The 24,080-nt window shown below is 45.8% G+C and carries 16 protein-coding genes; all 16 read right to left on the bottom strand.

The features are described 5' to 3' along the window. Window positions 1-242 precede the first annotated feature (242 nt). The gene (locus tag ACESZH_RS22085) at window positions 243-695 is read right to left on the bottom strand and encodes a helix-turn-helix domain-containing protein (protein WP_373219139.1); all 453 of its coding nucleotides are present in this window, start codon (window positions 693-695) and stop codon (window positions 243-245) included. Between the two features lie 65 nt (window positions 696-760). Next, the gene (locus ACESZH_RS22080; protein ID WP_373219140.1) at window positions 761-1,852 is read right to left on the bottom strand and encodes a DUF5688 family protein; all 1,092 of its coding nucleotides are present in this window, start codon (window positions 1,850-1,852) and stop codon (window positions 761-763) included. Between the two features lie 174 nt (window positions 1,853-2,026). Next, complete coding sequence (locus tag ACESZH_RS22075; RefSeq protein ID WP_373219141.1) at window positions 2,027-8,785, bottom strand: SpaA isopeptide-forming pilin-related protein; 6,759 nt, start codon at window positions 8,783-8,785, stop codon at window positions 2,027-2,029. Continuing rightward, window positions 8,778-10,901, bottom strand: coding sequence for a DNA topoisomerase 3 (locus tag ACESZH_RS22070; protein WP_373219142.1), 2,124 nt, complete (start codon window positions 10,899-10,901; stop codon window positions 8,778-8,780). The genes ACESZH_RS22075 and ACESZH_RS22070 overlap by 8 nt, the downstream gene beginning before the upstream one ends. 81 nt (window positions 10,902-10,982) lie before the next feature. Continuing rightward, window positions 10,983-11,669, bottom strand: a complete 687-nt coding sequence (locus tag ACESZH_RS22065) for a CD1107 family mobile element protein (RefSeq protein WP_373219143.1) — start codon at window positions 11,667-11,669, stop codon at window positions 10,983-10,985. Beyond that, window positions 11,584-12,627, bottom strand: coding sequence for a hypothetical protein (locus ACESZH_RS22060; RefSeq protein ID WP_373219144.1), 1,044 nt, complete (start codon window positions 12,625-12,627; stop codon window positions 11,584-11,586). The genes ACESZH_RS22065 and ACESZH_RS22060 overlap by 86 nt, the downstream gene beginning before the upstream one ends. Next, entirely contained in the window at window positions 12,611-12,859 is a 249-nt protein-coding gene (locus tag ACESZH_RS22055) for a DUF4315 family protein (protein WP_204453519.1), read from the bottom strand. The genes ACESZH_RS22060 and ACESZH_RS22055 overlap by 17 nt, the downstream gene beginning before the upstream one ends. A gap of 11 nt (window positions 12,860-12,870) precedes the next feature. Beyond that, on the bottom strand, window positions 12,871-15,687 hold the full coding sequence (locus ACESZH_RS22050) for a CD1108 family mobile element protein (RefSeq protein WP_373219145.1): 2,817 nt from the start codon (window positions 15,685-15,687) through the stop codon (window positions 12,871-12,873). A 31-nt stretch (window positions 15,688-15,718) separates the two neighbouring features. Continuing rightward, window positions 15,719-18,151: a VirB4-like conjugal transfer ATPase, CD1110 family gene (locus ACESZH_RS22045; RefSeq protein ID WP_373219150.1), complete on the bottom strand. Its 2,433-nt coding sequence runs from the start codon at window positions 18,149-18,151 to the stop codon at window positions 15,719-15,721. A gap of 19 nt (window positions 18,152-18,170) precedes the next feature. Then, window positions 18,171-18,599 (bottom strand): PrgI family protein, encoded by a 429-nt coding sequence (locus ACESZH_RS22040; protein ID WP_373219146.1) that lies wholly within the window; start codon window positions 18,597-18,599, stop codon window positions 18,171-18,173. Window positions 18,600-18,610: 11 nt separating this feature from the next. Continuing rightward, entirely contained in the window at window positions 18,611-19,483 is an 873-nt protein-coding gene (locus tag ACESZH_RS22035; RefSeq protein WP_026648654.1) for a VirB6/TrbL-like conjugal transfer protein, CD1112 family, read from the bottom strand. A gap of 4 nt (window positions 19,484-19,487) precedes the next feature. Next, complete coding sequence (locus tag ACESZH_RS22030) at window positions 19,488-19,703, bottom strand: Maff2 family mobile element protein (RefSeq protein ID WP_373219147.1); 216 nt, start codon at window positions 19,701-19,703, stop codon at window positions 19,488-19,490. Window positions 19,704-19,924: 221 nt separating this feature from the next. Next, a complete protein-coding gene (locus tag ACESZH_RS22025) occupies window positions 19,925-21,739 on the bottom strand; it encodes a VirD4-like conjugal transfer protein, CD1115 family (RefSeq protein ID WP_373219151.1) in 1,815 nt (604 codons plus the stop codon). Between the two features lie 173 nt (window positions 21,740-21,912). Beyond that, window positions 21,913-22,395: a PcfB family protein gene (locus ACESZH_RS22020; protein WP_026650045.1), complete on the bottom strand. Its 483-nt coding sequence runs from the start codon at window positions 22,393-22,395 to the stop codon at window positions 21,913-21,915. Between the two features lie 217 nt (window positions 22,396-22,612). Then, a complete protein-coding gene (locus ACESZH_RS22015; RefSeq protein ID WP_373219148.1) occupies window positions 22,613-22,816 on the bottom strand; it encodes a hypothetical protein in 204 nt (67 codons plus the stop codon). A 78-nt stretch (window positions 22,817-22,894) separates the two neighbouring features. Further along, window positions 22,895-23,887, bottom strand: coding sequence for a TOPRIM nucleotidyl transferase/hydrolase domain-containing protein (locus ACESZH_RS22010; protein WP_373219149.1), 993 nt, complete (start codon window positions 23,885-23,887; stop codon window positions 22,895-22,897). Window positions 23,888-24,080 lie beyond the last annotated feature (193 nt).

The raw sequence follows: 24,080 nt of genomic DNA, 5'->3' as shown, positions 1-24,080 counted from the left end.
CGACAGCAAAACCTTACATATCTATTTCTTATCAGAAAGATTCACTTTCCAAAGACACAAGATTTTTTACAGCCTCTCTCAAGCAGATCAGTGAAAAAATGAAATCCTGCGGTATCATCTGATAACTCATTACATACCCTATACTGATTACAAAATCGTTTGACAAAGCATACTGTTTATGCTAGTATGATGTTGTAAACGCAGGAGCAATCCTGGTAATTTTGTAACCGAGAAGCTGTCATTTATGGCAGCTTCTTTTTGTTGCATTGCCACTTCCATTCCTGATACTCCCTTTCAGAAATCTCACGGCTATTCAGCCTGTCTTTCTGTTTCATCCATTCCTTCAGAAATTCCTGAATCTCTTCTTCTGTAAAGACCAGAAGGACACTTCCCTTTTCCATTTCCTCCGGTTCACCAATCTGTACCCATTCCCGGTCAGTCTCATCCATCCAGAGCAGCATCTTCATCAGCTCTTTTTCTGAATCCGGGCTTCTCCTGCAGAATATCTCCGGGTTTACCTCCAGAACCTTTGCAATGGATTCCATCCGGTCTTTCTTTGGCATGCGATGCCCAGTCTCATATTGAGCAATCCTTACATCAGCACTGTTCTCCGGGCATCCCAGCCTCATTCCCAATTCCTTCTGCGTCATGCCACGGTTCCTGCGTACCTGCCTGATCTGTTCTCCTAACGTCATAATCCCATCCTCTTCTTATAACGGCAGGACTATCCGCAGACAGCCCCACCGTAAACTTTTGTATTCTATATTGCAAGCCCAGGTTCCAGACGGGTATTCCCCGGCTCTTTCGTGATCCGTTCTTTTGCCGTATTCAGCTTATCCATGATCGACATCGGTCGATCTGTATTCCTCTCTTCTGCCTTTTCGGCACGTTCACTGGCAATCATAAGCTGATGTGCCTCCTGATCAAAGAAATAAACCTCCCCTGTCAGGACATCCATCGGAGATACTTCTGTCTGGTTGACCTCATTTACCATATTTTTTAATTCCTGAAAATCAATGATCCCGTCATCCGGAACGATCAGGACCTCATGCACTGAAGAAGGCAGGACAAAGTAATCCCCACCCACTTTTTCAGCAATCTGCTCTTTCATTTCCGGATAAAACAAAGCAGCTGCACCCTCGCTTGTCCGGTCATTGGTCAGAACATACATGGGAAGTTTTGCATCCAGCATATCATCCGAAAACATTTCTTCGAAAAAAGCCCTTGTTTCCGCATCCATAGAAGCAGGTTCTACGCCGGTAAATTCCTTTACCATCATTTCTTTCATAATCTCTGCCATTGGCCGGAATACAGCCGGAAACTCCCTCTGGGTATTTGCCAGTGCCAGGTCATACAGTTCTTTTTCTGTCACTCCCCACTCCTTCTGGAGCATACCGTTAACCAATGCGGACATTGTACCTTCCTCACCTTTATCCAACAGTACACGGTAAACCAGTGCCATATCATTCTCCATCCGGTGAGGAATCTTCTGCAGCATATCCCGGTTACTGTCGGCACCGATTACACGGAAGATAATCTTATCCTTCACCTGGGCAAAATTCTGAAATACTTCCACATCTCTCCGATCAGGCATCATACACTCTGCCCGGATTTTTCCGATCTGCGCCAGAATGTTTTCCATGCTCCGGCCCTCCTGATGCTGCCCGTAAAATTCATTCAGGTATATGGAAGGGGCCATATGTTCTCCCGGAAGCATGACCTGAAGGGCATCCAACGTTACCCCATTATTCTTTGTTATCTGTTCCACCCTGACAACTGCATCTGCATACATTTCGGGAAGATACCCTTTGATCTCTTCTGCTATTTTTGCCTGAAATTCCTGATAATCCATCTATTTCTCCTCCTTTACTTTCTCGTTATGGCATTTCCTGACTTTTACTGCATAGGCTGCCAGCCTTTTCTTAGCCATTTCTTTGTTTTTCATTTCTACTTCTGCTTTTACCATGTTTTATACCTTCTTTCTTTCATAATGAGGGCCGCATGTTGCCATGCAGCCCAGGATGCTTTATTTTTTATGTTTCTTCATAACAAACATTGTGATAATCCCACCTGCAGATAATGCCATCAGAAGCACAAACAGCAGAATTGGTGTATGGTCACCTGTTTTTGGACTGTTCGCAATCACAGATGTCGGAGTGTTCTGCGCAGAGGACGGTGAATCTGGTGCAGATGAACCCGGTGCAGAAGGTGTTTCCGGCTGTTCTTCCGGAATCTTTTCATTGGTAAGGTCAATCTTATACTCCACAACCGGTGTTTTATCATCCACATAAGAGAATTTTACCTTGTATTCTGTCTTGTCCAATTTATAACCTTCCAGCGTTTTCGTTTCTTTCAGGATATAAACAATCTCCTTTCCATAAGCACCATTCTTGAATGTAGCAATCGGATAACTTTTCGACTCCGCATGGCCTGCACTGTCCGTAACCAGTGTTTCAAGGACTTTTCCTTTGCTGTCACAAAGGGCAAATTCCACTCCCTTCATCGGCTTTTTGGTATCCTTGTCGGTCTTATTTAAAATGACTCTTCCCCTTGCCTGGTCATCCTCCATCTTCACAGACTGTATTTCTCCGGTATCCTTTACTGTGAATTTCACTTTATTGGAAATGATATATCCCTTTGGAGCAGACTCTTCCAAAAGTGTATAAGTCCCAACCGGAAGTTTCTCCACATAATGCGGCTCTTTTCCGGATGTCCAGCTTTCCATCACCTCATTATTCTCATTCAGGATATACAGCTTTGCCCCCTCGATCTCGGAGCTTCCGTCTGTCATATCTACCTTGCTGATCTGAACTTTTGTAACATCGTCTTTCATTTCCACTTTCTGCACTTCTGCAGTATTCTCTACCGTAAAAGTAATGCTTTCCGCTGTTACATATCCATCTGCAGGGATTTTCTCGGTCAGCATATATTCCCTGCCAGTCTCCAGTTCCCGGATCACATGCGGTGTTGTACCGGATATCCATTCATCCACTACATTTCCATCTTTATCCGTCACCTGCAGTTTGGCTCCCGGAAGTTCTCCACCGGTTGTAAGGTCTGACTTCGTGATCTCCACGATTGTAGGTTCGTTTTCAAAAATAAAGTCAAACATGACCTCTGCCTGATCCTCACCGGCATAAGTGAAGTCAAATTCCTGTACCTCACCTGTGGTCACAAAACCTGCCGGTGCCTGAACTTCTTTTACATAGTATCTGCCGCCCATGGGGAGATCTGCTGAAAAGAGGATTTTTCCCTCTTTATCCGTCGCTTTCTGCTCAATGACGGTATCTGCTTTCAGAAGCACTTTTCCGTCCGCATTTTTAATATTCTCTCTTGTACAGAGGGCAAACACTCCACCCTCCAGGACACGTTCCAGACCTTTTTCTTTCTTTACAACAGTTACTTTTGCCTTCTGGCGGCTGTTCTGCCATTCCTCATCGTAGGTGACCACAGGGGTATCCTGGTCACGGTAGGTAAGGTCGATCTTCCTTGCTTCCCCATCCAGCACAAACCCTTCTGCAGTTTCTTTTTCCACCACATAGTATTTTCCAAGAGGCAGGTCATCCGCCCTCGCATAGCCCAGCGCATCCGTTGTGATGGTTGCTACAAGGTCATCTTTTTTGTAGTAATCCTCACTCTCACCATCTGCAGCTTTGATGTCCTCCAGCGCATATACCTCAAAAGTTACATCCTTCAGGGAACCTGTCACATAGCCAAATGCAGATTCCATTGCTCCGGCCATCATATCATTCCATGTGATTTCACCGATAAATTCACCTTTTTTGTTGATGATGATACGGCCTGTCGGAACATCGTCTTTCATTTCCACTTTCTGTACTTCTGAGGTATCTGCAACAGTAAATTCCACTTCTTCCGCTTTCAGGTAACCATAAGGCGCAAACTCTTCCCGGAGAATGTATGTCTCGCCCACATGCAGCCGTTTGATCACATGCGGCTCTCCTTTTACGGAAGTCCATGTATCCACTGTATTCTTGTCCTGATCCAATACTGTCAGTGTTGCCCCATCCAGCTCTACACTGGTTGTCAGGTCAGATTTTGTAAATTCTGTAATGGTCGGCTGGTTCTTAAAGACTTCTTCCAGACGGACAACTTCTACTTCCTGTCCCTGATAAGAAGCAGTTGCTTCAATAGTCTCCCCATTAGAAACAAAACCTGCCGGTGCCTTTGTCTCTTTCACATAATATGTTCCAAACGGCAGGTCCTGCCCAAAGACTGCTTTTCCATTCTCCTCCGTAACGGCAGATGCAAGAAGCGTATCTGCCTTAACAATGACTGCATCGCCAGCTTTGATATCCTCTTTTGCATATAGGGCAAATTCCGCTCCCGCCAGCAGTTTTTCATTTTCCGTATCCTTTTTCACAGCAGAAATTTCCACCTTCTGGCGTTCATTGGAAAATTCCACGCTTTCAGAAACCACCGGGGTATCCTGCCCTGCATAAACAAACTGCACATTCTGCGCTTCGCTGTTCTGCACAAAACCTTCCGGGGCTGTCTTTTCCACTACCTTGTATGTCCCAAGGGGAAGATTCTTTAAAGTGGCTGTGCCATCCTTGCCAGTAGTCAGTTCTGCCACCAGTTCATCTTTTGCATACTCCAGGATACGGTTTCCATTGGAATCCTTCTGGAAATCAGCCGTATAAATATCTTCGGCTGCATAGACCGCAAATACGGCACCGGCAAGGTTCTGGATTTTGTATGTAAAATCCTTTTTATATCCGTCCAGCACTTCTCCCTTTTTCACTACTGTCAGCTCACCTTTTACCGGATGGTTCTCATACACAGCTTCAATAATAATATCTTTGCTGACATCATCCTGATAATATGCGGTATTGGAATCCACTGTAACTTCCACATAATTCTGGTTGATGGTATATCCTTCCGGAGCCGTCACTTCCTCGACCCGGTAATGGCCGATGGGCAGGCTCTGTGGCAGGATCAGGTATCCGTCCGCATCCGTGAAATAAGATTTATGGGTAACTGTAGTAGGATATGTGGTAACCTGTTCCACGTATTTTTCATGGTCAAGGTCATAAATCTTAAATTCCGTACCCGGAATCAGGACTGTTTTCTTCGTCTCATCATCCAGTTTGATGATTTTCAGCTTTGCTTCAAATTCATCATCCAGAAGCACCCTCCAGGTCTGCGGTGTATTCGGATGGTTTTCCGTAATCCTTACGATAAAATCATCCACCGGCTCATAGTTGTGGGGCGTAGTTGTCTCCCTTACAAGATAAGTCCCAAAAGGAAGCGCAATGGAACAGGCATATCCCTTTTCATCGGTAAAGATCTCCGTTGCCCCATTTTCCCCGATCACAACCGGCTTTGCAGAGGAGAAATCATAGCTTCCATCCTCTTTTGTTTTCAGGCTGCTCACCAGATAGGCAGAGAAACCGGCACCTTTTAGCAGGTCTGCATCTGTCTTTCCATTCTGGGCAGCTTTGATGATCTGGAACGGCTGCTTGATCACCTGCTCCGGTGAAGTACAGGTCTGCTCCACTGTTTTTACAAGGTCACCTTCAAAACTGCAGGAAAGGTCATACTCCTTTTCATCCAGCAGATAGCCATTTGACGGGGTAATTTCTTTCACATAATACTTTCCAAGATATAAACCCGTTACCGATGCTTTGCCTTCCGCATCCGTAGGCAATGTGGCAATCTGTGTCCCTGCAGGGTAGATCACCCCTGTCCTGCCGTCCGGATGTATAATATCTTCCCGTGCAAACAAACCATATACGGCATGTTCAAGAGTAGCGTCCCCCTGGGGAGTGCCGGTTTCCGCATCTTTCTTTACCAGCCTGATCACGGCATCCACCCGCTCATTGGTAAAGGTATGGGAAAACTTCTGTACCGGTTCTTTGTCATGGGTATAAGCAAAAGTAAAAGTATAGACATCCTCACTATTGCGGTAATAATTATCCGGGGCCTGCAGTTCTTTCAGATAATAACTGTTTCCAAGCGGAAGGTCTGCCTGATACACTGCCGAACCGTCTGCCCCTGTAACTGCCTGCTCGATCAGGGTATCCTTCTTTACAACCACAATCCCGTCTGCGTTCAGGATATCATTTCCTGCAAACAGACCATACCTGCCGCCCGCAAGGGGATTTTCTGTTTCCCTGTCTTTTTTCACAACTGTAACTTCCGCTTTCTGGCGGTCATTGGAAAAGGTTACGTTTGCAAATACCACACTTTCATTCTGTCCCGCATAGCTTAATGTGACTGTTTTGCTTTCCCCGTTATTGATATAGTTGCCCGGGGCTTTTATCTCTGTTACCACATAAGAGCCAAGGGGCAGGTTATTAAGCGCTGCACTTCCGCCCTCCCCGGTTGTCAGGTTCTCCGTCACTGCCATTCCTTTTTTATAGACCACCGAACCGGCGGCATTTGTAATATCCTCTGCGGCAGTAACTTTATATACAGCACCTTTTAATTTTCGTTTTTCATACTGGAAGGAAGTCCCGGACTCTGTAACGGAAGCCCCGGTCAGGACTTCCCCTTCTTTATATACCGTCAGGCTTTCCGTCTGTTCCTGATTAGGAATGGTTTTGGTCACTGTCTTCCCTACCACCAGATTGATGTTCTCTGCCTTTGCACTTACCACATAACCCGCAGGTGCGGTGATCTCTTTTAAGTACACAGTATCCTGTGTCTTTGTCAGTGTCACGCTGGAGGCACCGTTATTATCCGTTGCGGGCATTTTGGTGATCAGGTTCGTGCAGGCCGCATCACTGTAAATGCCAAATACAGCACCCGCCAGCTTTGCCCCGGAAGTGCCATCCTGCTTCACAATGTCAATCTGTGCCTGCTCCGGCCAGTCCACTGTAAGGGAAATATCCGATGAATCCGTATAATATCCAAATCCAATGTCCTGCGAGTTCTGCAGTTTCAGAAGCATGGCATGGAAATCCAGCGGATATTTGGAAGTGATCGCATAGTTTCCTTTCAGTTTGCTGATGTCATTGGTTGTTGCAACCAGATGGAATTTCTCCCCGCCTTTTACTGTCACATTTCCAGTCCCTGTTTTTTCGGTTGTTTCATTTACAAGGCTTACCCCATCCTCCAGATGGATGGTAATCGTGAAAGCTTCATTTGCTTTCCATGTAAAGGTCTCTGTTTCTGCTCCATTTACCGTAACGGAAAGGCCCGGAAGCAGCTCCATGGCTGCCGGGTCGGGCATTTTTGCCAGTGCTGCCTTAATCTCCCGCAGCATATTTTTTGCAGTATCCGACAAAGCCCCGCCGAAACCGGACTCGCCATCATAAAGATAATCCACCAGATAATGCTGCATCGCCCTTGTCTCGGATGTACACCCTGCCTTTTCCATGATCTGTTTGATGTTATAGCCGTTGAACGTGCCGCCCCATCCGGGACCGCCATACCCATAGAAGAATGCTTTCCGGAGATACTTATCATCGCCGCCCTCATCCAGCTCGATCATATTCTTATAGGTAGTACCGCTGGGTGGGGAAGACATGGAATGCTGCATACAATACGCATTGACTGTATAAGTCTTGCCTCCTACTTTGTAACGGATATATTTATAGGAGTCATTGCCTCCGCTTCCCATAACGGAATTGAAGGGATGGAGCTGTCCGTCAGAATAGTAATAATAGGTATTCGCCTCAATCTCCGTGGCTTCATCCCATAAACCTTCGTCTCCGGCTGCTAAAAGCATGATGCCACCCTGTGCCTGGTCAACGGCAACCTCCAGTGCGATATCCTCTGCAGGCATTTCAAAACTGAACGTATCTGTCTGGGCATGGTAAGTTACTTCGGAATACAGAAGATCTGCCGTATTGCCCTGTGCATTTGCTTCCTCTTTTAAAGCCGCTACTGCTGTCAGGCATCCTTCCGGCAGGTTGGTGGAAAATTCCACCGTTTCACCGGCATCATAGCTCCCGTCCTCATGGTTCAGAACAATATCCAATTCTTCCCCTTTTGTAATACGGACCTGGTAATCACCGTCACCGGAAGTTTCAGACTCTGTTTCTGCTTCTGTTTCCGTTTCTGTCTCTGACTCTGGTTCTTCTTCTGTCTCCAGCTCTGTTCCATCTTCTGTATCAACTGTCACCTCTGACTGCTCTTCCTCCGGAAGAACAATGACCTCTGTTTCTTCCACTGCCGGTTCCTGTAGCATCTCCGTTTCATTGGAAGGAAGTCCCGGATCACCTGTTGTTTCCTCTTCTGTGGTTTCCGTACCATCTGTCACAGGTTCTGTTTCTGTCTCCGGAATGGGGAACTCTGTCACAGGCTCCTGCGAGTCCGGCTCTCCTTCCTCGTCCCCGGATTCTTCCACAGACGTTTCCGTACCGGCATCGGTTACCGTCATTTCCTGCTGTACGGTTCCGGAAGCTGCCTCTTCCCTGACGATGATCTTACGGGAAATCTGATATACCGGATGGCCGCTTATCGGTTCTACATAATACACCGCTTTATAAGTATCGGCATGGTTGATAGAAAATTCCTCTTCTGCCTCATTCTTTGCTTCATGGAAGGTTACTTTTACTTTCTCTTTATCCGGAATTTCTATCCCGGTCATGTCTTTGGTAATGTCAAAAACAGAACCGGAATCCACTTCCAGGTCTTTTGCCGTTACCACTTCATCCACATCCAGAAACTCTTTTACCTCTTCGTAAAGTGGATACTCCTTCGCTTTCTTTTCTTCTTCCGACGCATATGCCGGTAAAGAAGAGAAAATTGTGGTAAATACCGTAAGGATTGCCATCATTCCTGAAAGGAACTGCCTCAATGTTCTTTTTCTATTCATGTTTGCTACCTCTTTCTTTATTTACTTTCTTCCCTTTGCTGCCTTTCTCCCCATCAAATGTCATGGAAAACTGCGGATATTTTCCAGAAGTATCCATGTGAATGGTAGCCGCAAAGGTACTGTCTTTTTTCTTGGAATACAGGCCGGATACCTTTGCTTTCCCATTCTTTAAAAGCGCTTGGACAACAGGCTTGGTTAACTCCTTACGCATGGAAGCAAAATACCGGTTATTTTTTAATAAGGCAAAATCACAGTCCTTGTTTTCACAGTAGAAGTTCGTTCTGCCTTCATAAACATTGCCGCCACATTTCGGGCATCTGCCCACCGCCTCACGGTCACTGGAAAACATCCCCTGCTTTGATTCATCCACTTCATGGTAGGTATGCACCAGAGCGGACACCATCGCCTCAATCCCTTCCATAAATACTTCGGAGGACTTTTCCCCCTTGGAGATCAACGTCAGGTCATTTTCCCATTCTGCCGTCAGTTTTGGCGATTTCACTACCTCCGGCAGCACTGTGATCAGTTTTACACCATCCTCTGTGGGAAGCATCTGCTTATTTTTTCTCTCAACAAATCCTTTCTCAACCAGCTTTTCAATGATCGCAGCTCTGGTTGCCGGGGTCCCAAGCCCCTTTCTTTCCACTTCTTCACCCATTTCTTCGCTTCCAGCATGTTCCATTGCAGACAGAAGCGTATCCTCTGTAAAATGTTTCGGCGGTGAAGTGTAATGCTCACTGACCTTTGTATCCACATCATGAAATGTCATTCCCTCTGCCAATCCCGGCAATGGAACTTCTTCTTTATCGTTTTTCTTTCCCGTTTTATACTCTTTCAGGAACTGTTCTTCCGTAGTTTTCCATCCATTCTGCAGGATGGTCTTTCCGGAAGCTGTAAAAAGGATACCATTACATTCCAGTTCCGCCTTAACGCTCTCAATTTTATGTATCTCTCCTGTAGCACAGAGGAGACGCATAGCAATCAGGGATAAAATCTGCCGCTCCCCTCCCGGCACTTTCCCCAGGTCTGTCTTTTCGATCTCCACGGTAGGGATTATGGCATGGTGGTCGGACACTTTCCTGCTGTCCATTACCCTCCCCACATCCGGAACCGGCAGGCTGCTCTGCATAAATGGGAAAACCATCTGCACCGCCGCCGCTGACTCCAGCGCATTCTTTTCCATATCATCTGTCAAAAACTGGCTGTCTGTCCTCGGGTATGTTACCAGTTTCTGTTCATAAAGGCTCTGGGTGTAATCCAGAGTCTGCTGGGCAGTGAAGCCAAACAGACGGTTTGCATCTCTCTGGAGGGTTGTCAGGTCATACAGCTTCGGCGGATACACAGACTTTTCTTCCTGTTTGACAGACACAACAAGAGCCTGCCCTTTTTGGCAAGCTCCCATGATCTCTTCCGCCTTATCCTGTTCATCAATCCTTCCTGTCACAGCATCCAGCCCGCCGCACAGGAGATGCACCATAAAATAGCGCTCCTTCTTAAAATCTGATATGCTCTGTTCCCGGTCCACCATCATAGCCAGTGTCGGTGTCTGTACTCTTCCCACCGTCAGCCTGTGACGGTATAACACGGTAAACAGCCTTGTGGCATTGATGCCAACCAGCCAGTCCGCTTCACTTCTGCATACGGCAGACAGGTAAAGGTTGTCATACTCCCGTCCATCCCGAAGATTGGCAAACCCGTCCACAATGGCACGCTCTTCCATAGAAGAAATCCACAGGCGCTTGAATGGTTTTGTACATCCTGCCTGCTCATAGACCAGCCGGAAGATCAGTTCTCCTTCCCGTCCTGCATCTGTCGCACAGACCACTTCTGCCACCTGTGGGTCATGGAGCAATGTTTTCAGTACCTCATACTGTTTTCTGGTACTTTCCTTTACCTTGTACTGCCACACATCCGGAATGATGGGAAGCTGTTCATGAGACCATTTCTTCCATTCTTCCCGGTAGGAATCCGCACTGGCCAGTTCCACCAGATGCCCTACACACCAAGACACCAGATAACCATTCCCCTGCAGATACCCGTTTTTTGCTTCCGCAGCATGAAGCACCTGGGCGATGCTCTTTGCCACGCTGGGTTTTTCCGTAATTACTAACTGCATGTTTCACCTCATTTCTCTTTAATGAAAGGAAAATCTTTTTTATGATAAGAAGCGGTGCCAAAACACCGCTTTCTTTCCTGTTTACATATAGTCCTCATCCTCCAAAGAGTCCTCATTTTCCGGTTCTTCTTCACCGGTATCTTCCTCCGGTTCTGTTTCGGTATCATCTTCTTCATAGGCGGTTTCTTCCTCATCCTCATCTTCGTCATCATACTCAAAAGACTCTTTCTTTCCCCTGACGAATTTCAGGTAGTAATAACCTCCGCCGACACCCACAAGGGCAAGCACCATCAAAAGGATGGTTCCGGAATTATTTGCTGTCTTTTCTGCAGGTTTCGCCTCTTCTTCAGGCTCTTTTTCTTCCGGTTCTGTTTCCGGTTCCTGTTCTACGATTTCCAGAGGCAGGGAAGACTCCATGACCGCCTGGTTCTGCGGAAGCGTTACGGTATCCGTATCCGTAAAGTTTAACAGGTCATTTTCGCCTACTTCTGTCAGAAGGTACACGTTATCATCTGTTTTATCCATATCAACGATCAGATAAAAAATCTTTCCGCTCTTTGTCCGTATGATATAAAACTCTTTCCCGCCTTTTACAGTAGAAGAAACAATATCGCCCTGTATCCTTCCGGTATCTGTATCTGAAATGGCAATCTCCGTATCCGTTGTCTCTGTTGTCTCTGCTTCACCAGAGGATGTATCGCTGACCGTTGACTGGTAATCCGTCACGGTTGCTGTGGCACTGGTCGGGGCTGTCGGGCTGGCATCCACCGGAAGAGTTGCTATTTTCTTCTGGACCAGTCCCGTCCGACGGGTTGGATACAGCATCCGGATTTTCATAATATGGATTGGCTACCTGATAAGTCTCTGACAAATTACCCGCATTATCCCGGACCTGCAGGGTAAAATACTGATAGGAAGTATCTGCCCTCTGCAACCTTACCTTTAAAGCATTATCCGTCAGTTCCGTAAATTCGTTTCCATTCACATAAATCGCTGCCACCCCGGAGCCTTCATCGGTTCCCCGGATGATCAGCACCCTGTTTTTTGCCGCAGCACTCAGTGTCGGTTTTGTCTGGTCAAAGCATTCTATGTATCTGCTCTGTGTATAGGTCTGTCCATTCTGATCCGTGACCCGCACATACACACTGCAGTTCCCGGTCACCGTCACTTCCCGTTCCTGTGTCACATCCAGCCAGCTTCCATTTTCGGAAATCCTGGCTTCCACTTTCACAACGGAAAAACTGCCGCTCCCTGCCGCATCCTCCACCTGGATCATGGCTTTCGCCTGCTCTTTTTGCCATCCGTCCGGTTCCGTAATGGTGATCACCACATCTGGCTGTACTGCGGTTTCCTGTGTTTCCGTCTCTGGTACGGCATTCTCACTTTCTACTGCAGTATCTTCAGCGGCGGTATCTGCCTGCACCTGCGTTTCCTGCACTTCCTCTGCCGTCTGTTCATCAGGCAGATCTTCTGACCGGGTAACTGCAGTCTGTTCTCCTGCTTGCTCTTCTTCTGGCTGGGCAACTGCCGTTTGTTCCTCTCCTTGTCCTTCTTCCGGGAAAATTTCAGTATTTTCCTGCTCTGCAGTTTCTTCAGCAGCCATTTCCGTGGCCTGTGCAAACACATTTGCGCCCACCGTGGAACCCAAAAATGCCGTCCCCAAAGGGACACCGGCCACTGTAACTGCAAATAACAGCGCAGCCGCTTTTTTATGGATTTTCTTCATTGCCTGTCTGCTCCTTTTCTCTGTTTTCTAAAATCTGTTTCTGTTCCTCATTGCTGATGTCAATCATCAGCTGAAGTTCCTCGGCTGAAATACCATGTTTCCGGATGATCTTCAGGTATTCCATATCCTCCGCCTGTTTCTTCTGCTCTTCCAAATCCCTTGCCCGTTTCTGGAGCTGTTCGATCCTGGCATAGGTTTTGGAAAGTTCTGCCTTGATTCGCTCAATATTCAATGGTTTCCCTCCTAATTTGGTCTTCCGAACCCGTAAAAATGGGACTGCCAGTAAGCCGTATTGATAGATGTATACTGGATCGGGTCACCACAGTGGATCATCTGTCCGTTACCGGCATAAATCCCCACATGGGTCACCGGTTCCCCGGCATTGTACGTTCCGGTAAAGAAAATAATGTCCCCTGCCCTGGCCTCTTCCGGTGCTATCGGCGTACAGATGTTGTAAATTCCCTGTGCCGTCAGCCTTCCCATGTTGCAGACTCCGGAATTGGTAAACACATAGCTTACAAACCCGGAACAGTCAAAGGACGTTGCAGGACTGGAGCCACCCCATACATAAGGCATACCAAGGTATCGTTCTGCCTCTGCAAACAGCCTGCGTACTGTCTCATCGTCATAAGCAGCACCGCCGCCATATAAGCCGCCTTCACCGGTTCCGATATAAAAGATCGGGTTATAATAAGTCCCGTCTTTTACGATTTCCAGATAAAGCTGGCTTCCGGTGGCACTTCCTGTACTTCCCGTGGTACCGATCACTGTATCTTTTGTAACGGTTTCTCCCCGGGATACAGACACATTCTGCAGATAGGCATATTTTACCTGCACACCTTTTTCATCCTGTGTCACCACATAATTTCCAAAGGTGCTATCATACCCTGTCCGGACCACTGTGCCATCCATCACGGACTGTACTTCTGTCCCTTCCCGGACATTGATGTTTACACCACGGTGCAGTTCCATCCGCCCTGTGGAGTTATTGATGGAATATCCATAATAACTGCTGACATAGGAATACCAGTTCAGTTCAATGGGCGTATCATAATCCTGCAGGTTTCCCCGACAGGAATACACTACCTCATAGATTTCTTTCTGTTCTTCATCCATGCGTGACTGGACAACACTCCAGAGCGGCTTGGCTGTCAAAGAAACATTCAGCACATCTGCGGTCACTGTTCTGGTCACCTCTACAGAGTTGGCATTTCCCTCTGCCAAAAAGCATTCCCAGGTCTGATGCCCATGGGCAGACGCTGCTGCGTGATTGTCATAATACACATCAAACTGTACTCCATACCTGGCAAAGTTCCCGGTATCTTCCACCGTATATTCCACACCGTTCATTACCACTTTCGTCCCCATCGGGAGAAATGGATTGGATGCATCCACAGCAATGGTATGGTTTGCCTGCGGCATGGCACCGCTGGCTGTCGGCCCGCCGCTCCATACCCCGCAGCAGATCGTGCAGTTGCAGTAACCACTTGTGACCACATTTCCCAGGGACTCACCCACCCGTATAGTTCTTGTTTCCTCCCTTGTTTCCGTAGTCTCTTCTACACGGATTCCGTATTGTTCGGAAAACAGGGACTCCAGTTCTCCTTTGACCTGTGAAAAAGTAAAATCCCCATACTTTGCAGTCAGATAACTGATCAGTGTATGGGGATCATGCCCAATAGCTCCAATATTGAACCGGTATTCATCTTTTCCCGGATACTGCGTTTCCATCTGGTTGATCTGTTGCTGCAGCTCGGCTTCCATCTTTGTGTAGTAAAGCTCTGCCTGTTCAATCTCCTCTGGATCTGCTATGTAACTGGTCGCTATCACCGTAGAAACATTGTCTGTCAGTATCATGGAACAGGATGAAATACCTGTCATGATGATCAGCAGTAAAATCAGAAGCAGCAATGCGGAAACAATCAACGTACTGTTACGTGTGATCATCTCCTGAACCTTTCTGGCTACCTTTGTAGATACATCAGCCATCTTCAAGGTTGTCCTTTTTGTTTCTTTCTGGATTTTCCCTGCCCTGTATGCGATTATATACTCCCGCTTAATCCTCTGTTTCTGCAGCATTTTCCGGAACAGTTTTTTCTGCATTTCCGGGTGTTCTTCCAGCCATTTCCGGTATTGGTAATTCGTATTTGCCAGATAAGTTTTCCGCTCCAGACGGTTCAGGCTGCTCTGCTGTTTTCTCTGCTTCCGGAAATTACGGTTGCTGTGCTGCCGAAGCAGTGCCTCCCCTGCCTGCTCCCCTTTATGGGCGGCTTGTACAGCAGAATTATCCTGTTCCTCCTGCCGGATTTTATTGTGCGCCAGATTCCCAACATCATCTTTCAGCCGTACCCCGGCTTTCTTTACTGCCGGAACTGTTTTCGCTGCTTTTGGTGTTTCTTCAAAATACAGACGGTATTTGCTTCCTTCCGGCGCATCCTCCCTGACACGCTGCAGTTTCATAGATTTCTTCTGTGTCTGGTGCTTTTTGGCATGTTCCAGCTTCTGGGAAGCCTTTTTTGACTTTTCTTCTGCCCGGATGAGCTTCCGGCTTTTCTCCGTTTCAGGTTCCGTTCCCGGTATCTTTTCATCTTTTTGTTTCTGATTCAGACTCCCATCCGCTTCCATCTTGTCAAACTGAAGCCTTGAGGCTTTCACCTGTTTCTGGTTATGGTAACGCCTCCGGTTCCTTGCCTTCCGTTCCCGGACTGCCGCCACTGATTCACGGGGTTCTTTCCTTCTGTCATCCGGATAACTGCTCTCCTGCGGTTCTTCTGCATTTTCCTCCGCTTTGGCAGGATCGTCTTCTTCCTTTTCTTTTGGCAGCCGGCTTCTGGCCTTGTTTTCCGGCGGTCCTTTCGTATGCTCTTTTTTCTGTGGTTTCCTCCTTTCTTCCCGGTCTGCCGCAAAGGACTGTTCTACATCTGACTTCTTAAAAGATAATTCTTCCTGCTTATCTGTCAGCTTACGGCTCCCCTTTGTGGCAAGGTTCTCTTCTACCAGACCACTCCTGGTCATACGGTTTACTTTCTTCTCTTTTGCCTTAAACTTCTGCTCCTGCAAAATGCCTCACCTCTTTTCTGCAAAAGAGGGATCACCCTTCCGTCTGCATTTCTTCTGGTTTTGTACTCATGATGGCATAGGTCTTTGTATCTGTCGGATACTTATCAGAGAATGGAATGATCACATTCCCATAAAAAATCAGCCCTTCCCCGGCATTACTGTTATTGACGAAAGAGAGCTGATGCTGTGAGATATTCAGTTTTTCGGCAAGGATTTTCTGGTCACCACTATGCTGGTTCAGCATATATATAAAATCACTGTTGCCTACGATGTTTTCCACAGCCAGGGAACCAAGAAAATCGCTTACATTCTGTGTCAGTCCAGTGGGAATACCACCCCATTTACGGAAACGCTTCCAGATTTCCACCGAATAGTTGGCTGTCTGCGGCTGCTTCAGAAGAAGGTGGAACTCATCCACATAGTACCTGGTTGCCTTTTTTAGTGCCCGGTTGGTGGAAACCCTTGTCCATACCATGTTCTGGACGATCAGCATCCCAGCTTTCCGAAGCGTGGTCCCCAGGTCCTTAATATCAAAACATACCACTCGGTTATTCATATCTACATTTGTCCTGTGGTTGAACACATTCTGTGAACCTGTAACATAAAGCTGCAGGCAGTTTGCAATCCTCCTTGCCGCATCATTCTGGTCTGCATAATCATTCAGCCGGTTCAGGAAATCCTCTAACACCGGCATTTTTTCCGGTACCGGGTCATTATAAAGAAATTCCTCATAAATATCCTTAATACAGTGGTCGATAATGGACACTTCATCGCCGTCCAACTCCGCACCCTGCGGCTTTTTCATAATCAGCTCGCAGAACGATGCAATAAACTCGGATTTGTCCGCAATAATGGTGTCCACATCCTCCGTATCCCCGTTAATCCGGTACTTCTCCGGATGGTAGATCACATCAAGGTTTACATCCATCGGATTGATATAATCGGTACTTTTTGCACTGATCTTTACCACCTGCCCGTTTAAAGCATTTACCAGTGGGAAATACTCCCCTTCCGGGTCGCACACGATAATATCATCATCCGTGATCAGGAATACATTCAGGATTTCCCTCTTCGCCGCAAAAGACTTTCCGGAACCCGGCGTACCTAAAATCAAGCCATTGGGGTTTTTCAGTTTCTTACGGTCAACCATGATCATGTTGTTGGATAACGCATTCAGACCGTAATAAAGTGCCTCCCCGTCCATAAACAGTTCCTGGGTGGTAAACGGTACAAAAATCGCTGTGGATGTAGTAGTCAGGAGCCTGTGGACACCTGTCTGGTTCATCCCCAGCGGAAGGGATGCCACCATTCCCTGTTCCTGCAGATACTGGAGCCTGCGGATATTGCAGTTATATTTCTGTGCGATACCGGCAGTCTGGTAAGCGATATTATCCAGCTTCCTCTTGCTGTCCGCCGTATTCATCAGAAGGAATGTTACTTTAAACATCTTCTCATTTCTGGACTGCAGTTCATTCAGCAAATTCTCTGCTTCTTCCCCATAAGTGGAAATATCCGTAGGGATGATGTCCATGTCATATCCGCTTCTTACTGCCTTTTTCTGCTCCTCTATCTTCATTTTCTGGATATTGGAAAGGATATTTTTCAGGCTTTTAATGGCTGCCTTCGGGTCTACGGGCTGCACATGGATGTTTACGATCAGGTTTTCCTCCATATCAAGGAAATCCGCCAGCATCTTATCCGTCAGCTCCGGTGAAGTGATCTGCAGATAGGACACGCATCCGAATGTCTGTCCCATACGGAAATAGCTGTCATTGCGGAAATCAAACCCGGTTGGTGCAATAAAGTCCTTTGTCCCAAGCCCTGTCTTTGCCACCATTCCGTAATGGAATTTAAACGGTTCCTTGGTATCCATATTCATAGTGTCATGGAGGATTTTGAGACGTTCCAGACCATTCAATGGCCTTGCCGCAGCCCCCAGCACTTTAAAGTTGTTAAGAATCCCTGTCTCAATACGCTCCAGCCTGGATTTTGCTGCCCGTAGGCTATCCGCTTTAATCCCAAAGGTGATATACTTTGTCTTCACCAGACCATTATTCCCTTTTGCAAGCTGCATTTTCAGCATATCCGCATATTCCTTCCGGATGTCATCAAACGCATCCCCTTTTGGCGGAATATCAATGGTCTTGGAATACTCATCAAAGTTGACCTGCTGGTTTAAAAACGTGATCTGAAAACGGACAGAACTGTCAAAGTAATTCAGGAACTCACAGTAATTCTCAAAAATCGTTGTCTTGTCATCATTCTTCGCAAGCTGATAGTTAATATCAAAAAACTGGATGGTCTTGGAAAAAAACCTGTCCTCCGTCTGGCAGATACCGTCCCGGTATATTTCTTTATAAGGGAGTGTCTCCTGCGCCGTGAAAGGGACCTTCTTCTTTTTCTGCTCTGCTTTTTTCTCCCGCAGCTGACGCAGCCGTTTCTTTTCCTCTTTTGTAAGCCCAATGTTTCCGGCAGGCTGTGACCTACTTTTTACGGCAGGATTTCCGGTGGAAGCGGAACGGATTTCTCGCTTCCCTGGCTTCTTTTGCCTTTTTCTCAAGTTTTGCACCTTCTTTCTCTATTCTGTCCAGCTCCACAAGCCGGTCATACATGTTTTCACACTGATAAACACGTACCCCCGGACGCAGAAATTTCTGCCGGATGATGTGGAACAGTATCTTTTCGGCAGAGAACCCATCTTTCTCATACATCGCCAGAAAGAAAAAAGGCAGCATCACAATGACCATCAGTGTTGCCGCCACATCTGTTCCCAGACCTGTTTTTGTTAAAAAGTAAACTGGTAATCCGCACACTCCCGCAAGGGAGAAGCAGATGATCTGTCTTTTGGTCAGGTTCAGTGCCACTTTTGTCTTGACTTTCGACAAGTCTTTTGGCACAGGTACATACGCCATAGCTTTCCCTCCTAATGTGCATTAAAAATTGACTTTGACAGGGAGCCTGTCTTAAATAAACTAAAGCACAGGATTACAGTATAGGCAGCCACGGACCAGATTGCCGTGTGGATGTTGTCTGCCACTGTGATGGAATTGACCAGCACAGCATAAATCGCCACACATACCATCATGAAAAATCCCTGGAACCCCAATGCCATCAGTGCTTTCACATAATTGTTCCCAATGCTTCCCCATTCCCGGTTGGTAAAGGTAGCAAATGGGATAGGTGAAACAGATACATAAAGATAGATCTCGATCATACGCCCATATAAAATGACGGTAATCAGGACGGATATGATCTTCATGCAAAGACTCACGATCATCGTCTCCACGCCAAGCCCTAACAGTTCCCCGATGCCCATATCCTCCACGCCATTCTCCAAAATGGCCTGCAGCGCATCTGCCACATCTATGGAAGCATTGCCGTTTATAATGCCTCCGGCACTCGTCACCACATGGTTTGCCACATCGAAAATGGCCATCGCAATATCAAAGGTATGGGTCACCAGATATACCGCTACCCACATCTTGAAAATGTACTTAAAAAACATGAACGTGTCCGTATCGTGCATGTTGTTCTTCTCCATGATCATGGAGATCAGCTCATAGCACAGCACAAACGTGATGATCATCCCCGCAATAGGGACAATGACATTATCCGACAAGCTCTTTATCATCGAAAAAATGCCACTGTTCCAGTCTTGGGGCGTCCTTCCAACTTCCGCAGCAATGGTTCCCACCTTCGTATTGACATCCGTGAACATGGTGTCCAGGTTGGATGTGATCCATCCTGTCAGAAGCTCCTTTATGAACTCTGTTATCTTCTCAATAATCCCGTTCATCCAATTATCCGAACAGCGTTGCCAGCTGCGGGATCAGGTTCATTCCAATCAGCACAATGCCACCGCCAGCCATGAGCTGTTTTATTCCCTGCGACTTGGCCCCAGGGTTGTCATTGCCATATCCTTCCAGCAGGTTGATGACACCCCATGCCGCAAGTCCGGCACCGATGGCACAAACCAGTGTTTTTAAGGTCGTAATCGCCGTAGTAAAAAATCCCATATGTGTATGTCCTTTCTTTAAAAAAGGAAGAGAAAAACCCTGTGAAAATCCCGCCTTGTGTGGTAACATAAGGGCAGGATTTTTCCTTTGGAAAATCCGACACTGCGCAGCCGGTACTTACATTTTAGCCGATGGGGTACCGGCTGCCTTTTTCCAATGGCATCCATTGCTTTCCTCCTTCCACTTTGCGACAACTTGTCGGGAAGCTGCCGGTTTACTGGTTACATCTCATAGACTTCCACCGTATCATCCGGTTTCAGCACGAGATTGGTGCTAAGATATTTTTCAATATCAAAGCGGTTCTTTTTGTCATAATCCGACAGATACCTGTAATTCTTATGCTTGCAGATGTCATATTTATCCGAGAAGAACGGCCTGACACCACGAAGCTGCAGGATACATTTCCCGCCGTCCATAACTGCTATTTCATCCTGGCTCATCAGCTCCTTCCCTGTTTTCTGGTAATTCATACCATAGGAACGCTGGCTTCCCCTCGTATCCGAGGTATTATAAAGATCAATCGTTTCCTTTCCCAGAAGTTCCGCCATCTCTTTTAAGGTGGTCTTTTCCTTCCCTCCCAGAAAGATCGTGGAATCACAATTGCCTTCAATCGTGTCAGCATTATCCTTATAGATTGCCTTTAGCTGGCTCTTGGACTGCAAAATAATAGAAGCTGATATTTCCCTGCTACGGATAGTAGCAATCAGCTTCTCAAACTTTGGTATCTGCCCAATATTCGCAAACTCATCAAGCAGGCAGCGCACATGGATCGGCAGCCTGCCGTCATATACATCGTCTGCCCGGTCACACAGCAGGTTAAATAACTGCGTATACATCATGGATACCACGAAATTGAACGTATCGTCCGTATCAGAAATAATGACAAACAATGCTGTTTTCCTGTCTCCCAGCATATCCAGTTCCAATTCATCGTAGCTCATAAGTTCCCGCAGTTCCTTAATATCAAAGGGGGCAAGCCTTGCTCCGCAACTGATCAGGATAGATTTTGCTGTCTTACCGGCAGCAAGTTTGTATTTTTTGTACTGTCTCACTGCAAAGTGTTCCGGGTCTCTCTGCTCCAGTTCCTCAAACATAAGGTCAACCGGATTTTTGAAATTTTCATCGTCTTCCCTGGCTTCTGATGCATTGATCATGGCAAGAAGTGTATTGAAATTCTTTTCTTCCTCACGGCCCTCATACCAGATATAGCCAATCAGTGCACAGTAGTATAATTTCTCGGCCTTTACCCAAAAATCTTCCCCTGCCTGCTGACCTTCCCCTTTGGTATTGGCAATGATGGTTGTCACCAGTTTCAGGATGTCTTTTTCACTGCGGATGTAGACAAACGGATTATAATGCATGGATTTTTTGAAATTAATGGTATTCAAGACCTTGATTTTATAAGTTTCATACACCACTTTTCCATTTTTATCACGCACCAGTTTCCCATTTTCATCCGTCATGGGTGCGCCTTTTGCAAGCAATTTTCCCACCTCCACTAAAACAGTCCCCTTCGGGTCTGTGACCACATAAGAGCTGTGCATCTGCATCAGGTTCGGTTTTACAAAAAACCGAGTCTTGCCCGAGCCGGAACCGCCGATCACCAGAATGTTTTTATTTCTGGCAAATTTAGGGTTCTTTGGTCTGCCGGACATCATCAGCCATTCCGTTGCTGTAAGAATGATATTATTCTCAAACACCGGATCTTTGTATGGCTGAATATCTTTTTCCGTTCCCCATCTGGCAGAACCATACTCAACACCCTGCCGGTACTTCTTGGCGTTCTTTGATCTGTAATACACGATCAGTTTTATTGCCACACCACCGGCAAATCCATAAAGCAGATCCATGTAATACATGCTGGGAAACGGGTCTGCAAATGCACGCTCAAAATAGTTTAAAGTTTCCATCAGCTTATCCCACCCGGTTGCGCCATCACTGACCCGGTAGAGCCATGCAATCTTATCAGTAAAATAGCCGCATATGAGATAAGGAAAGTTTGTCAAGAACAATTTTTTCTTATCCAGTGACTGCAGGCTGTTGATCTTTTCCTGCACAAATGCCCGCACATCCGCAATTACTTTTCCGGAAATGCTGTCTGCCGGAATAGAAAAGCTGAACTGTTTTGATTTCTGCTTCGGCGATGCACGGCTTCGATGCCCTTTTTCACCTTTTTTCCGGCTGCGGGGAGCATCCGGCTTTAAATTCATCATAAACTCTGCCCCCTGTCCTTCTGGTGTTCTTTGGCCCGCTCCCGGTTCTTGCCTTTTGCAACAACCTCTTTGAAATGGGTAAGTTTTTCCATAATGGAAGGCTTATCCTTCTGCTTCATCTGCTTTCCGACATACTCCTTGAACGCCTGGTTCAGTACATCCGTATCCCGTCCTTTGAAGAACACAAGATATTTCGGAGGATTTTCCGATTTATCCTTTTTTAAGGCATAATCAATCCCATATTTTTTCGCCACACGTTCAAAAGACTTGATGTTGCCATCGTTGATTTCAATGTTGGAAACACCAGCATTTTGGCCGATCAGCTCTTTAACCGTCTGCTTTCCCTGCTTATAAGGATTTTTCCCTTTCTGGTGCTGTGCCGCAAGAAACTTCCTCAACGCAGCACGCAGCACGTTACCGGTAAGCTTCGCTGTTCTGATGGATAAAGCAATCGTCCTTTGGGTAACCTCTTCTTCCATTTTGCAAGACCTCCTTTCTGCCTGCCAGTCTCCTTCACGGCGGTACCAGCAGGTGGTGTATATACTGCTTCATTCTGGCTCCTTTCCACCTCCCGACAATTTGTCGGGAAGTGCATTGATAAATAAAAAAGCCGACAGACTCAATCTCAATAAACTGAACCTGTCGGCTATGTAAAACTATATGTAATTGTAATATCTGACTGCCCCTGCAGCCGGTTTATTGCTTTCTCCGGATTACAGGAACCTGTTTCACTTTCTTTCCAACATTCCTGCGCTGCAATGCAAAGACCATATCACTGGTACGCTTAAAAAATCCTATATCTTTCTTCCAGCTCATTCCGCATTTGCAATGCTGTAATCCTATAAACTGCTGTTTCATCTTCCTGCCACAGTTCGGGCAAATTTTGTTGCTTGCTCCCATGATTTTCACATCCTTAAATTAGGATATTTCTACTTCTCAACAATTACTTCATATTTTTTATAAAAAGCATCATATAAACTATTTTTTTAAGAAATCTACAACTTTAGCAAATGATTTATCGGTCTTACTCAGTTCTTCCATATCAATATCTTCGATAATTGCATCTATTGATTGCATCAATTTAAGTTTACTAAAATCTGCTACTTCAGGCATGAACCAGTCCTCTATGCGATTATTAATTATTGCTAACTCATAGTTATCAGCACCCATCTTCTCGTTAATCATTTTTTTTGTTTCTTCTTCATCTCCATCAGAATCAACAACAATTAATATATTAGATTTGGTATTCTTTCCCTTTACTGCATCAAAAATAGCTGGAACATTATATTTGCCATTAGCAACTACAATTGTAACCTTTTGACTTAATTTCTGAGCAATTGCTTGAAGAACTATCTCATCAGTCTGCCCTTCACAAATTATTACCTTCTCCGGTAAATATTCTTTTATTTCATTTTTATCCTGCACACGTTTTTGCAATTCGCCAATAATATATCGCACCTTCTTATCCTGTAAAATCTCTTGTAGTACATTGCAAAAAGTATCTTCATCGCTAATTTTAAAACGATTAAATTTTTCCATTGGAATAGCTATCCTAGATAATGTGTTTCCTATATTTTTACAAATTCCCTCATCAACAATTATCTCAACAGGATAAATTGGTGTCATTCTTAATTCAAACAGTCTAAATCTATATTTTTCAGTGCATATTTCAAAACCATAACGTTTATCAAAATACATAGCATTCGCATCAATCAAATCTCTTGTAGATGCTTCCGCAACAGTTTCTTGTAATACAGTACCCGAAACACCTTTAAATGCATTTGCCATAGCACTTACCACCGCAAACATTGAGCCATCCATCTTTATTTCACCAAAAACTGCAAAAATCTTCCCCTTCGTATACTGAAACAAATATTTGCATTGTTCCTCCATAATTCTATGAATATTATCGGTATATTTCAAGTCATCTTGAAAATCCTCACTAGTTCCCCAGTAATTCTTAAACTCCATTTCCAACCTCCTGTAGATTAACCAACAACGGTAAGTGATCACTTATGTTTCCATTAGGAATAGTATTTTTCAACAGATCTTTTGTATTTATTCTTTTCAAATATTCCACATGATTTACTGTTGATGCTCCTTTAAAATAGCATTTTTTAGATTTTGTTGCCTGTCGTCAGGTTGCTCTGTATACTGTCATTAT

It is taken from the genome of Ruminococcus sp. 5_1_39BFAA (assembly GCF_964240875.1).
Taxonomy (GTDB): Bacteria; Bacillota; Clostridia; order Lachnospirales; family Lachnospiraceae; genus Blautia_A.
The sequence above is the reverse complement of the archived record's forward strand: the minus strand, read 5'-3'. Positions and strand labels throughout refer to the sequence as shown.

Bases quoted from the DNA above. Each gene is read 5' to 3' on its own strand.
- ACESZH_RS22085 (WP_373219139.1), bottom strand. From the start codon at position 695: ATGACGTTAGGAGAACAGATCAGGCAGGTACGCAGGAACCGTGGCATG.
- ACESZH_RS22080 (WP_373219140.1), bottom strand. From the start codon at position 1,852: ATGGATTATCAGGAATTTCAGGCAAAAATAGCAGAAGAGATCAAAGGG.
- ACESZH_RS22075 (WP_373219141.1), bottom strand. From the start codon at position 8,785: ATGAATAGAAAAAGAACATTGAGGCAGTTCCTTTCAGGAATGATGGCA.
- ACESZH_RS22070 (WP_373219142.1), bottom strand. From the start codon at position 10,901: ATGCAGTTAGTAATTACGGAAAAACCCAGCGTGGCAAAGAGCATCGCC.
- ACESZH_RS22060 (WP_373219144.1), bottom strand. From the start codon at position 12,627: ATGAAGAAAATCCATAAAAAAGCGGCTGCGCTGTTATTTGCAGTTACA.
- ACESZH_RS22040 (WP_373219146.1), bottom strand. From the start codon at position 18,599: ATGGCGTATGTACCTGTGCCAAAAGACTTGTCGAAAGTCAAGACAAAA.
- ACESZH_RS22035 (WP_026648654.1), bottom strand. From the start codon at position 19,483: ATGAACGGGATTATTGAGAAGATAACAGAGTTCATAAAGGAGCTTCTG.
- ACESZH_RS22030 (WP_373219147.1), bottom strand. From the start codon at position 19,703: ATGGGATTTTTTACTACGGCGATTACGACCTTAAAAACACTGGTTTGT.
- ACESZH_RS22020 (WP_026650045.1), bottom strand. From the start codon at position 22,395: ATGGAAGAAGAGGTTACCCAAAGGACGATTGCTTTATCCATCAGAACA.
- ACESZH_RS22015 (WP_373219148.1), bottom strand. From the start codon at position 22,816: ATGGGAGCAAGCAACAAAATTTGCCCGAACTGTGGCAGGAAGATGAAA.
- ACESZH_RS22010 (WP_373219149.1), bottom strand. From the start codon at position 23,887: ATGGAGTTTAAGAATTACTGGGGAACTAGTGAGGATTTTCAAGATGAC.